Below are 12,137 nucleotides of genomic sequence, written 5' to 3'. Positions count from 1 at the left end.
TCCACATTGCGCCCGTCACCCAATGTTCGCAATCGGGCACTTCAGGTGACATTCGCCCGGGACCGCCGACGGCGCAGGAAGCGGCGTTCCGACGGCTCCGTGCCGCCCCACACGCCGGTTCGCTGCCCAGTGCTCAGCGCCAGGTCCAGGCACTGGTCGGCGACCGGACAGCGGCGGCACACCTGCTTGGCCCGGTCGATCTGATCGGCTCCCGAACCGGTGGTGCTGACAGGGAAGAACAGGTCCGGGTCCTCGTCCCTGCAAGCGGCTTCCTGCAGCCATTCCATCGGCTCGCGGCCGGAGTTGGGCTCAATTCGGTCCGTAGGGGCCGGGGCCATCGGCTCAGTCCTCTGGGCCATGGGCTCAGTCCTCGCCACGGACGACATTGCACTCCAGTACCGGGGCGTCGTGCCCTTCGCCGCCGCCCCGTTGCTCACGGGCCGGGATATACGTGCGTATCCCGCCCTTCTTGGTTTTGTCCTCCACCACCAGGCGCACGCCGGCACTGCCGCCGGGTTCCATGGGAATGCCTCCTCGGTCCGGTACGCGGATTGTGTTCGGCTTCGGGTACCCGTTCGGCAGTTGTCAAACCGGCCGGGAACATCGAGGGATGAGGGCCGGGCAAAGAAGTGTTCACGGCACGCAATCGGCGACCGGCGGCCTCCGCGGGAGCAGTTCGCGACGCTTGCGCCAGCTGCCTGCCCCCAAGGCCGCACGCCTCGTCGTGGTCAGACGGTGGCGATGGGGCTCCTCAGGCGGGCCGCCCGACGAGCCCGGCGCTGTCCTCGGGCCGCTGTCGTACCCAGCCGAGTATGACGACCGACGCCACAGCGGCCAGCGCGCACCAGGTGGAGACGAACTCCAGCCGCCACAGCACCGCGCAGACCACCGCCCCCGCCCCGGCGAGGACTCCGAGCAGCCGCAGCACCGGATCGCCGGCGAGCAGCAGGGCGCCCACGGTGGCCAGTAGATAGCCCGCGATGATCAGCGGGGAGCGCGGCAGATCCATGACATAGCCAAGGGTGTGACCGCGGATGTCTGCCGTCACGGTCCGGGTGGCGAGGCAGTACGCAAGGACGGCGGCGGTGGCGAGCCCGGCGGCGGCCGGAACGACCAGTCGGCGCCGGACACGCGGCGGCGCCGCGAGCAGGACGCCGAACGCCACCCATACCGGCAGCAGGGGCAGGGCGATCACGGCCCACGCCACGGTGGCCGGACCCGGCCCGCCGCCCGACCGCCACACGAGGGACTCGATGATCTGGTGGGCACCGAGGAGCAGCGGTAGCGAGGCGAGCGGCAGATCGCGGGCCCGGTGCGCCTGGGCGACGCATGCCACGCCGATCGCGGAGATGCTCGTGCCCGCCACGAGGTCGGCAGTCGCACTCCAGCACATGGCGTCATCCAAAGACAGGGAGATGAGGGTCGGTCAAGCTATATCCCAGGAGGGCCTACGGATCCGTGAACGGAATGGGTCCTGCCCCCGGGCCGGAAGGAAACAGCCATGGCGAACGTCGATGTCGTCCGCGCCTGCCTGGAGAGTTGCATGGCGCAGGACCGCGAGACCGCCGACCGGTTGATCGCCGAGGACTTCGTCTTCACCAGTCCTCAGGACGACCACATCGACCGGGCGGCGTTCTTCGAGCGCTGCTTCCCCACGGCGGACCGCCTCCGGTCCCAGCAGATCATCGAGGCCGTCCCTGCCTCGGGCGACGGCGTCCTCATCGCGTACGAGTACGAACTGAAGAACGGCGAGCGCTATCGCAACGTCGAACTGAGCACCGTCAGGGACGGCAGGATCACCGAGACGCAGGTCTTCTTCGGCGGCCGCGTCCCAGGGGCGTGAGGGCTCCCCACGACGCCTTCACCCGAGTGGCCCATCCTCGACAGCACCCCGCCGATCAGCACACAGAGATGCTGCCGCCGGACCGCCCGTCGCCGGCCGGACCGGAGCGGAGTCAGCCGCGCTTCGGAGGCTCGTGCAGGCCGAAGGGCGAGCCCTGGTCGTCGTGACAGAGCTTGAAGCGGCCGAAGCGGGCCACCGTCTCCTCGTCGTCGCCCATGTCGAAGTCGTCGACTGTGCCGCCGAGTTCACGGACCCGGTCGAGCGCGGCCGGCATCTCGTCGACCTTGAAGAAGAGGTACGGGCTCGCGCCCGGGTCGCCGCCGTGCACTCCGCCGGGGACGTTCGGCGCCTGGATCGCATAGCCGCCGCCCTCGGTCGGGCCCGGCTCGAAGGTCCAGCCGAACAGGCCGCCGTAGAAGGTGCGGGCCGCTTCGAAGTCGCCCACGCCCAGTTCGAAGAAGGAGATCTCACCGGCCATCGCAGGTTCCGCCTTCCGTACGGAGAGCCCCCTGACCCAGGACTGACCATCCCACGGTACGGCCCGCCCCCGCACCGCTGCACCCGGCCGGTCACACCTGGCCACCTCTCTGCAGGCCACCGTCTGCATCGGCATCGCCACCGGATCCCTGACCGGCCAAATCGTCCTCGAAGGCACCGGCGCGGGCGCCCTGCCCCGGACCGCGCTCCCGCTGATCGGCCCGGCTTGGGCCATCGTCGGGGCGGCACGACGCCGCGCGTTCCCGGCCCGCCGCGCCGCCGCTCCCGCGCGGTGGGGAACCGGTCGCACCGAATAGGCCATCACACCGTAAGGATCAAGAGCCGCCCGAAGAGTGCAAGGTCACAGCCATTTCCTCTGCTGCACCTTTGTGGGCTTGACCTAGCATCTGAGCATGACGGTCCTCCCCGATGACGGGTTTTCCCTGGCCGCCGAATTCCCGGATGCGACCCACGAACAGTGGCAGCGGCTGGTGGCCGGCGTGCTGCGCAAGGCAGGCAAGGACGCCCCGGACACGGCGGCCGACGATCTGCTGTCCACGTCCCTCGAGGACGGGCTCACCACCCGTCCTCTCTACACCGCGGACGCCGCACGCAACGGCGCCGACAGCGCCGGGTATCCGGGCTTCGCGCCCTTCACCAGGGGCGGCAGGCCCGAAGGCGGCGCTGTCTCCGGCTGGGACGTACGCCAGCGCCACGACCGGCAGGATCCGGCGCGTACGAACGAAGCCGTGCTCGCGGACCTGGAGAACGGGGTCACCTCGCTCTGGCTGTCTGTCGGCGCGGCCGGGGTTCCCGTCTCCGGGCTCGCCCGGGCACTGGAGGGCGTATACCTCGACCTCGCGCCCGTCGCTATCGACGCCGGGGCCGAATTCGACGCCGCCGCCCGGGAGTTGCTGCGGCTCTATGAGGACAAGGGCGTGCCCCGGGAGTCGGCACGCGGAAACCTCGGCGCCGATCCGCTGGGCTACGAGGCCCGGACCGGCAAGGCCCTCGACTCCTGCGACGCGGTCGCGACGGCGGCGCTGTGCGCACGCGAGTGGCCGGGGCTGCGGGCACTGACCGTGGACGCGCTGCCGTACCACGAGGCCGGCGGGTCGGCGGCCCAGGAGGTGGGCTGCTCGCTGGCTACCGGGGTCGCCTATCTGCGGGCACTCGGCGAAGGCGGGCTGAGCATCGAAGAGGCGTGCGGCCAACTGGAGTTCCGGTACGCGGCCACCGCCGACCAGTTCCTGACGATCGCGAAACTGCGCGCCGCCCGACGAGTGTGGGCCCGCGTCGCCGAGGCCTGCGGTGCGGATCCCGCCGCCGGAGCACAGCGCCAGCACGCGGTGACCTCCGCGGTGATGATGACGCGGCGCGACCCGTGGGTGAACATGCTGCGCACCACGGTCGCCTCGCTCGCCGCGGGCGTCGGCGGTGCCGACGCCGTGACCGTGCTGCCCTTCGACCACGCCCTCGGCCTGCCGGACGGCTTCGCCCGCCGCATCGCCCGCAACACCTCGACGATCCTGCTCGAGGAGTCACACGTGGGCCGGGTCATCGACCCGGCGGGCGGCTCCTGGTACGTGGAGCAGCTCACCGACGAGCTGGCGCACGCGGCCTGGGCCTGGTTCCAGGAGATCGAGCGCGCCGGGGGCCAGCAGGCCGCCCTGCGCGGCGGTCTGATCTCCGAGCGGCTCGGCGCCACCTGGGACAGCCGCAGGAAAAACCTGGCCAAGCGTCGCGAACCGATCACCGGGGTCAGCGAGTTCCCGCTGCTCGCCCAGGCTCCCGTCGAGCGCGACCCCGCGCCCGCCGCGCCCGGTGGCGGGCTGCCGACGGTGCGCCGCGACGAGGCCTTTGAGGTTCTGCGGGCCCGCTCGGACGCGCATCTGGTCACGACGGGCGCCCGGCCGCGCGTCTTTCTCGCGGCGCTCGGCCCGGCGGCCGCGCACACCGCACGCGTCTCCTTCGCCGCCAACCTCTTCCAGGCGGGCGGCATCGAGGCGGTCCACAACCCTGTCACCGTCGACGCGGCCTCGGTCGCCGGGGCATTCACCGCCAGTGGCGCGAGCGTGGCGTGCGTCTGCTCCAGCGACGCCCTCTACGCCGAGCAGGCCGCGCCGGTGGCCGAGGCGCTCAAGGCGGCCGGCGCACTGCGGGTGTTCCTCGCGGGTCGTCCCGGCGAGCAGCGTGAGACGTATGTACGGGCCGGAGTCGACGAGTTCGTCGTCGCGGGCGGCGACGCGGTCGCCGCCCTCACCTCCGCCCTCGACCGGATCGGAGTGGCGTGATGCGGATCCCGGACTTCTCAGGAATCGAGCTCGGGCCCGGCAACGCGTCGGGGGTCTTCGAGGACCAGTGGCGTACGGCCGTCAAAGAGAGCACCGGCAAGGACGACGGCGATCTGGTGTGGGACACGCCCGAGGGCATTCCCGTCAAGCCGCTGTACACCGGGCAGGATCTGACGGGCCTCGACTTCCTCGGCACGTATCCGGGCATCGCGCCGTATCTGCGCGGCCCGTACCCGACGATGTACGTCAACCAGCCCTGGACGATCCGGCAGTACGCCGGGTTCTCCACGGCCGAGGAGTCCAACGCCTTCTACCGGCGCAACCTGGCCGCCGGGCAGAAGGGTCTGTCGGTCGCCTTCGATCTGCCGACCCACCGCGGCTACGACAGTGACCATCCGCGGGTGACGGGCGATGTCGGCATGGCCGGTGTGGCCATCGACTCGATCTACGACATGCGGCAGCTCTTCGACGGCATTCCGCTGGACAAGATGAGTGTGTCGATGACGATGAACGGCGCCGTGCTGCCGGTGCTGGCGCTGTACATCGTGGCCGCCGAGGAGCAGGGCGTACCGCCCGAGAAGCTGGCCGGGACCATCCAGAACGACATCCTCAAGGAGTTCATGGTCCGCAACACCTATATCTATCCGCCCCGGCCCTCGATGCGGATCATCTCGGACATCTTCTCCTACACCTCGCAGAAGATGCCCCGCTACAACTCCATCTCCATCTCCGGCTATCACATCCAGGAGGCCGGAGCGACGGCCGATCTGGAACTGGCGTACACGCTCGCCGACGGAATGGAGTATCTGCGGGCGGGCATCGGCGCGGGAATGGACGTGGACGCCTTCGCGCCGCGGCTGTCGTTCTTCTGGGCGATCGGCATGAACTTCTTCATGGAGATCGCCAAGCTGCGCGCCGCGCGCCTGCTGTGGGCGAAGCTGGTGAAGAAGTTCGATCCGCAGAACCCCAAGTCGCTCTCGCTGCGCACCCATTGCCAGACCTCGGGCTGGTCGCTGACGGCGCAGGACGTGTTCAACAACGTCACCCGCACCTGTGTGGAAGCGATGGCCGCCACCCAGGGGCACACCCAGTCGCTGCACACCAACGCCCTGGACGAGGCGCTGGCCCTGCCGACCGACTTCTCGGCGCGCATCGCCCGCAACACCCAGCTGCTGCTCCAGCAGGAGTCGGGGACCTGCCGGGTCATCGACCCCTGGGGCGGCAGTGCCTACGTCGAGAAGCTCACCCACGACCTCGCCCGGCGCGCCTGGCAGCACATCGAGGAGGTCGAGGCCGCGGGCGGCATGGCGAAGGCCATCGACGCCGGCATCCCCAAGCTGCGCATCGAGGAGGCCGCCGCCCGCACCCAGGCGCGTATCGACTCGGGGCGCCAGCCCGTCATCGGCGTGAACAAGTACCGCGTCGAGACCGACGAGCAGATCGATGTGCTCAAGGTCGACAACTCGTCCGTGCGCACCCAGCAGGTCGAGAAGCTGCGGCGGCTGCGGGCCGAGCGCGACGAGAACGCCTGCCAGGACGCTCTGCGCGCGCTCACCGCGGCAGCCGAGTCGGGCCCCGGCCCTGGTCTCGAGGGCAATCTGCTGTCACTCGCCGTCGACGCGGCTCGTGCGATGGCGACCGTCGGTGAGATCTCCGACGCCCTGGAGAAGGTGTACGGGCGGCACTCGGGGCAGATCCGTACGATCTCCGGTGTGTACAGGAGCGAGGCAGGGACGTCACCCGCGGTGGAGCAGACCCGCACCTTGGTCGAGGAGTTCGAGGAGGCCGAGGGCCGCCGCCCGCGCATCCTGGTCGCCAAGATGGGCCAGGACGGCCATGACCGCGGCCAGAAGGTGATCGCCACGGCCTTCGCCGACCTGGGCTTCGACGTGGACGTCGGCCCGCTGTTCCAGACGCCGGAAGAGGTGGCCCGCCAGGCGGTCGAGGCGGACGTCCATATCGTCGGCGTCTCCTCGCTGGCCGCCGGGCATCTCACTCTCGTACCGGCGCTCAGGGAGCAACTGGCCGCCGAGGGACGGGAAGACATCATGATCGTGGTGGGCGGGGTGATTCCGCCCCAGGACGTCCAGACGCTGCACGAGGCCGGAGCCGCCGCGGTCTTCCCGCCCGGCACGGTGATCCCGGATGCCGCGCGGGATCTGGTGAAGACGCTGGGCGCCTCGCTCGGCCACGAGTTGTAGGACCGTGCCCCGGATGCGTCCCACGCTCGACATCGACAGCTATGTCAAGGGCGTGCGTGAGGGGTCGCGGGCGTACATCGCTCGCGCCATCACGCTCGTCGAGTCCACCCGCGCCGATCACCGGGTGCTGGCCCAGCGGCTGCTGACCGAGCTGCTGCCGTACTCCGGTAGGGCGCGGCGGGTGGGTATCAGTGGTGTCCCAGGCGTCGGCAAGTCCACCTTCATCGACGCTCTCGGCACCATGCTCACCGGCCTCGGCCACCGGGTCGCGGTCCTCGCCGTCGATCCGTCCTCCACCCGTACGGGCGGCTCCATCCTCGGTGACAAGACCCGGATGGAGCGGCTCGCGGTGGACCCCGCGGCGTTCGTGCGGCCGTCCCCCACCTCGGGCACGCTCGGCGGAGTGGCCAAGGCGACCCGCGAGACCATCATCGTGATGGAGGCCGCCGGCTACGACGTGGTGCTCGTGGAGACGGTCGGCGTCGGCCAGTCGGAGACCACCGTGGCGGGCATGGTGGACTCCTTCCTGCTGCTCACCCTCGCCCGCACCGGCGACCAGCTCCAGGGCATCAAGAAGGGGGTGCTGGAGCTGGCCGACGTCATCTCGGTCAACAAGGCGGACGGCCCGCACGAGCGCGACGCCCGCTCGGCGGCCCGTGAACTGGCCGGTGCGCTGCGGCTGATGCACCCCGCCGACGCGGCGTGGACGCCCCCGGTGCTGTCCTGCAGTGCCCGTGAGGGGACCGGCCTCGACACCCTCTGGGAGCGGCTCGAACAGCACCGCGCGCTCCTCGACTCGACGGGCCGGCTCGCCGCCAAGCGCCGTGACCAGCAGATCGACTGGACGTGGGCGATGGTCCACGACGAGTTGCGGGACCGGCTGCGCGGCCATCCCGAGGTACGGGCACTGGCGCCCGGTCTCGAACAGCAGGTGCGAGACGGGGAGTTGACGGCGACGCTCGCCGCCGAACGGATCCTGGACGCGTTCCAGCGGCGGTAGCGGGTCCGGGGCGGGCGCGAATCCCGCAACCGGGGGCTCCGCCCCGGACCCTCCCCCATAGCCCTTCGGGCATGGGAGGTGCCCCCACCCCCAACGCCCTGGCGGGCGTGGGGGGACCCCCACTCCTCTGACGCCGGAGGGGCTGAAATTCAGCCCGTCCGGCGATTGAGGACACGGCCGAAGGCCGTACGGGCGTCTGGGGCTTGCCCGCAGTTACTCGCCGGGCAGCCCGGCCCTGACCTCACGGGCCGCGGCCACCAGATGCTCCAGTGACGTACGCACCTCGGGCCAGCCGCGGGTCTTCAGACCGCAGTCGGGGTTGACCCACAGCCGCTCGGCGGGAATCGCGTCAAGTCCCTTGCGCAACAGCATGGTTGCCTCCTCGGTGCTGGGCACTCGCGGCGAGTGGATGTCGTATACACCGGGTCCCACCTCGCGCGGATATCCGGCGGTGGCGAGTTCGTCGGCGACCTGCATATGGGAGCGGGCGGCCTCCAGGCTGATGACATCCGCATCGAGGTCGTCGATGGCCTGCAGGATGTCGCCGAACTCCGCGTAGCACATGTGCGTATGGATCTGGGTGTCGGGACGGACACCGCCGGTGGTGAGCCGGAACGCCTGTGTTGCCCACGCCAGATACGCCTCGTGGCCGGCTTTCCGCAGCGGCAGCGTCTCCCGCAGCGCCGGTTCGTCGACCTGGATGACCGAGGAGCCCGCGGCCTCCAGGTCGTTCACCTCATCGCGCAGGGCGAGGGCGACCTGCCGTGCGGTGTCGGCGAGCGGCTGGTCGTCGCGGACGAAGGACCAGGCGAGCATGGTGACGGGCCCGGTGAGCATGCCCTTGACGGGGCGACCGGTCAGCGACTGGGCGTACCGGGTCCAGCGGACGGTCATCGGGTCGGGCCGGGAGATGTCGCCGGCCAGGATCGGCGGCCGGACATAGCGGGTGCCGTACGACTGGACCCAGCCGTGCCGGGTGGCGAGGTAGCCGATGAGCTGCTCGGCGAAGTACTGGACCATGTCGTTGCGTTCGGGCTCGCCGTGTACGAGGACGTCGATGCCGGTCTTCTCCTGGAAGGAGATGACCTCGCGGATCTCGGCCTCGATCCGCTTCTCGTATCCCTCGGTGTCGATGCGCCCGGACCTCAGGTCGGCCCGCGCGGTGCGCAACTCGGTGGTCTGCGGGAACGAGCCGATCGTGGTCGTGGGAAGCAGGGGCAGGCCGAGGCGCGAGCGCTGAGCGGCTGCGCGCTCTGTGTACGGAAGACTGCGCTGGGCATCGGCCTCGGTGACTGCCGCGCAGCGGGCCCGTACGGCCGGGTCGTGGGTGAGCGCGGAGGTGGCGCGGGACTGCAGGTCGGCCCGGTTGGCGGCGAGTTGGGCGGCGATGCTGCCTGCGCCTTCCGTCAGTCCGCGGGCCAGGGTGACCACCTCGGCCGTCTTCTGGCGGGCAAAAGCCAGCCAGCGCGCGACCTGCGTGTCCACGTCCCGTTCCGCGGCCGCGTCGAGGGGCACATGCAGCAGGGAGCAGGACGCCGCCACATCCACCCGGTCGGCGAACCCCAGCAGGGTGGCGAGTGTGGCAGTCGACTTCCCGAGGTCGTTGATCCATACGTTGCGGCCGTCGACGACTCCGGCCACGAGCCTCTTGCCGGGCAGGCCGCCGACGGCGGCGAGGTCGCCGAGGTTGGCGGCGGCACGCCCGGTGAAGTCGAGGGCGAGTCCGTCGATCGGCGCTTTGGCCAGCACCGGCAGGGCGTCGCCCATCCGGTCGAAGTAGGAGGCGACGAGGAGTTGGGGCCGGTCCGTCAGACTGCCAAGCTCCCGGTAGGCGCGGGCCGCGGCGTTCAGCACGGCCCGCGGCTGGTCCTGGACCAGGGCCGGTTCGTCGAGTTGCACCCACTGCGCGCCCGCGGCCCGCAGATCGGCGAGCACCTCGGCGTACACCCCGAGCAGCCGGTCCAGGAGGGTGAGCGGTTCGAAGTCGCCGAGGACGGCCGGCGCGGGCTTGGCGAGCAGCAGATAGGTGACCGGCCCGACGAGCACCGGACGGGCGGTGTGCCCGAGGGCAAGGGCCTCCTTCAGCTCGGTGACCTGCTTGGCGGAGTCGGCGGTGAAGGCGGTGTCGGGGCCGAGTTCGGGGACGAGATAGTGGTAGTTGGTGTCGAACCACTTGGTCATTTCCAGGGGCGCGGCGTCCTGGGTCCCGCGGGCCATGGCGAAGTAGCCTTCGAGCGTGTCGGCCTCGACGGCCCCACGGTGGCGCGGGGGAATGGCGCCGACCATGACGCTGGTGTCCAGGACATGGTCGTAGTACGAGAAGTCTCCGGTGGGCACTTCATGGATGCCGGTGTCGGCGAGCTGCTGCCAGTTGGCGCGCCGCAGTTGGGCGGCTGTGTCCCGGAGGGCTTCGGCTCCGACGCTGCCCTTCCAGTAGCCCTCGACGGCCTTCTTCAGTTCCCGATCCGGGCCCTGACGCGGATAGCCGTAGACAGTGGCCCTGGCTCCGGCGGCTGAGGTTGTGCTGGTCACGGAACTCTCCTTCGCGAGTACTCGTCGAGCGACCCCGGAGCGGATCGTGGAACGCGAAGGAACGGCAACTGAAGCAGCCACCGGCACTCCTGTGCCTGTGCTGCCCGTACCGCCGACCCGCCCACGAGGTCACCGAGATCTCCGCGCACGTCGGTCGCGCACGGGCAGTGGCAGGTCTTCGGACTTGCGGGCACGCTTTGCTCGTACGTGTCGTACGAGAGCACCTACTGGCCGTCGCTTCCCGGATCCGATGCCGGATCCAGTGCGTATGACGGCGGTCGTTCCCACTTACCGCTGCGGGGCAGTTCCGGATTCCCACCGGATTCCCTCTTGCGACGCGCCTGCCTGGCGGGCAGGGCGAACCAACTGCACGGTCCAGCCTAGGCGCTGCCCCTCGCGGGGAACACCCCCGCCCCTGCGGGGCGGGGCCCTCGGCCTCCGGTCCTGCTCACTTCCCCGGTCCTGCTCACTTCCCCGGTCGGGCGGCGTCCCCGACGCGCAGGCCGGATCCGACCACGCGAGCCTTGATGCCGTCGCGCTCCACGGTGATGTCCCGCAGCCGCAGCTCACTGAGCGAGTCGGGCAGCTCGAAGGAGAGGGAGAGCCGCTCCGAGAGCTCCGGCGGCCTGACCGCGAGCAGGCCCTTGACCAGTGCGGGGTCTATGCCCGCTCGCTCCAGCAGCTGCGGATGCGCGATCACCACGTCGACGAGGTTGACCTTCATCAGCCGCTCGGCGAACTTCGGCGCTCCGGTGAGCCGGTGGAGTTCCTCCTCACTCCGCAGTGCCCGGCGCACCTGCTCCTTGGGCACTCCGAGCCGGTCCACGATGGCGGGCACTGTCAGCAGTGCCTTCGCGCGGGCTGCTTCGCGGCTGATCCGCTCGGCCGCCTCGCGGTGCAGCCGCAGTCCCGAATGGTCGGGATCCTTGCCCGGCCGGTAGGTGGCGACACCGGGTATGTCGAGCTGCATGCCGTCGAGTGTGGTGGTCAGGGCCCGGCTGTTGTCGCGCCGGATGTGCGCCTGGGCCCGTACGTGCAGATCCTGTCCGGCGATGGTGAGTTGGCCGTTCACGCGGACACCGTCGGCGCCGCTGCCGGTGAACCGGAGCTGTGAGGCGCCCAGTTCGCGGCTCAGATCGTCGAAGGAGAGCAGCACCTCGCCGTCGAGGCTGCCGATGACGGCGCCCTTGATCGAGGTCGGGGCATCGCCGACGATGCGTACGTCCTTGGCGGTGGCCCGTACTTCGGCGAGCGAGACGCGGTCGGCGGAGACGTCCGGCACGGTGACGTCGACCTGGTCGATCCGCTCGTCGAGGAGCTGGGTGAGGAAGGGGAAGCCGTGGATGTCCACGTCCGGCCTGGTGGCGAGTCCGAGCGACTGCTGGAGCTTGTCCGCCGCCTTGCTCTGCGCGTATGCCTCCGCGAGCCGGTCGGCGAGCAGCAGGCAGACGGTGCACAGGAGCGCCGCGACGGTCACCTTCACCACCGCGGGCAGAGCCGCCAAACGGCTCTTGCCGCGGTGGTTGGGCGGTGACCAGTCGTCCTCGTCGTCGAGGTCCGAGGTGAGTCCGAGCTCCAGCGGGTCCCGTGGGACGTAATTGGCGTAATCGGGCTCCGGGTCTGCCAGTTGAGCGAGTTCTTCGTACGGATTTCTTGAATGCGCTGATATGCGTGTGGGGGGTCGCATCGGCTCATCCCACCATGCGGGCCACCCTCGAACGCAAGTCCTACTGTGCGTACGCAATGGTTTGAGCCAAAGATCGGCGAGCCGTCGTCTGTCGGCCCGCGTC

Annotated in this window: 10 protein-coding genes and 1 riboswitch; of the genes, 4 read left to right on the top strand and 6 right to left on the bottom strand. The window is 70.4% G+C overall.

Features of this window, described 5'->3' with window-relative positions; genetic code table 11:
• Nucleotides 1–41 precede the first annotated feature (41 nt).
• The 3 genes from J7E87_RS05350 to J7E87_RS05340 all read right to left on the bottom strand — a co-directional run bounded on the left by J7E87_RS05350 (nucleotide 42) and on the right by J7E87_RS05340 (nucleotide 1,393).
• Entirely contained in the window at nucleotides 42–287 is a 246-nt protein-coding gene (locus J7E87_RS05350; protein WP_215090487.1) for a WhiB family transcriptional regulator, read from the bottom strand.
• Between the two features lie 76 nt (nucleotides 288–363).
• Entirely contained in the window at nucleotides 364–522 is a 159-nt protein-coding gene (locus J7E87_RS05345) for a hypothetical protein (protein WP_215090407.1), read from the bottom strand.
• A 229-nt stretch (nucleotides 523–751) separates the two neighbouring features.
• Nucleotides 752–1,393, bottom strand: a complete 642-nt coding sequence (locus J7E87_RS05340; RefSeq protein ID WP_215090405.1) for a DUF6629 family protein — start codon at nucleotides 1,391–1,393, stop codon at nucleotides 752–754.
• A 108-nt stretch (nucleotides 1,394–1,501) separates the two neighbouring features.
• On the opposite strand from J7E87_RS05340, the gene J7E87_RS05335 reads away from it, so the two are divergent.
• The gene (locus tag J7E87_RS05335; RefSeq protein WP_215090403.1) at nucleotides 1,502–1,843 is read left to right on the top strand and encodes a nuclear transport factor 2 family protein; all 342 of its coding nucleotides are present in this window, start codon (nucleotides 1,502–1,504) and stop codon (nucleotides 1,841–1,843) included.
• A gap of 112 nt (nucleotides 1,844–1,955) precedes the next feature.
• On the opposite strand, the gene J7E87_RS05330 is transcribed toward J7E87_RS05335, so the two are convergent.
• Nucleotides 1,956–2,321: a VOC family protein gene (locus J7E87_RS05330; protein WP_215090402.1), complete on the bottom strand. Its 366-nt coding sequence runs from the start codon at nucleotides 2,319–2,321 to the stop codon at nucleotides 1,956–1,958.
• 412 nt (nucleotides 2,322–2,733) lie between these two features.
• Here J7E87_RS05330 and mutA point away from each other — a divergent pair, with 412 nt between their 5' ends.
• The 3 genes from mutA to meaB are packed head-to-tail and all read left to right on the top strand — an operon-like array spanning nucleotide 2,734 to nucleotide 7,815.
• Nucleotides 2,734–4,614: a methylmalonyl-CoA mutase small subunit gene (gene mutA, locus J7E87_RS05325; RefSeq protein WP_215090400.1), complete on the top strand. Its 1,881-nt coding sequence runs from the start codon at nucleotides 2,734–2,736 to the stop codon at nucleotides 4,612–4,614.
• A complete protein-coding gene (scpA, locus tag J7E87_RS05320; RefSeq protein ID WP_215090399.1) occupies nucleotides 4,614–6,815 on the top strand; it encodes a methylmalonyl-CoA mutase in 2,202 nt (733 codons plus the stop codon). Before mutA ends, scpA begins: the two co-directional genes overlap by 1 nt.
• Nucleotides 6,816–6,828: 13 nt before the next feature.
• Nucleotides 6,829–7,815: a methylmalonyl Co-A mutase-associated GTPase MeaB gene (gene meaB / locus J7E87_RS05315; protein WP_215090397.1), complete on the top strand. Its 987-nt coding sequence runs from the start codon at nucleotides 6,829–6,831 to the stop codon at nucleotides 7,813–7,815.
• A 213-nt stretch (nucleotides 7,816–8,028) separates the two neighbouring features.
• Here meaB and metE read toward each other — a convergent pair whose 3' ends face one another.
• The gene (metE, locus tag J7E87_RS05310; RefSeq protein ID WP_215090395.1) at nucleotides 8,029–10,347 is read right to left on the bottom strand and encodes a 5-methyltetrahydropteroyltriglutamate--homocysteine S-methyltransferase; all 2,319 of its coding nucleotides are present in this window, start codon (nucleotides 10,345–10,347) and stop codon (nucleotides 8,029–8,031) included.
• Between the two features lie 151 nt (nucleotides 10,348–10,498).
• Nucleotides 10,499–10,729, bottom strand: a riboswitch (cobalamin riboswitch).
• Between the two features lie 84 nt (nucleotides 10,730–10,813).
• Nucleotides 10,814–12,034 (bottom strand): DUF2993 domain-containing protein, encoded by a 1,221-nt coding sequence (locus J7E87_RS05305; protein WP_215090393.1) that lies wholly within the window; start codon nucleotides 12,032–12,034, stop codon nucleotides 10,814–10,816.
• Nucleotides 12,035–12,137 lie beyond the last annotated feature (103 nt).

Origin of the sequence: Streptomyces sp. ISL-1, from assembly GCF_018614585.1 — a bacterium.
Classification (GTDB): domain Bacteria; phylum Actinomycetota; class Actinomycetes; order Streptomycetales; family Streptomycetaceae; genus Streptomyces; species Streptomyces maoxianensis.
The sequence above is the reverse complement of the archived record's forward strand: the minus strand, read 5'-3'. Positions and strand labels throughout refer to the sequence as shown.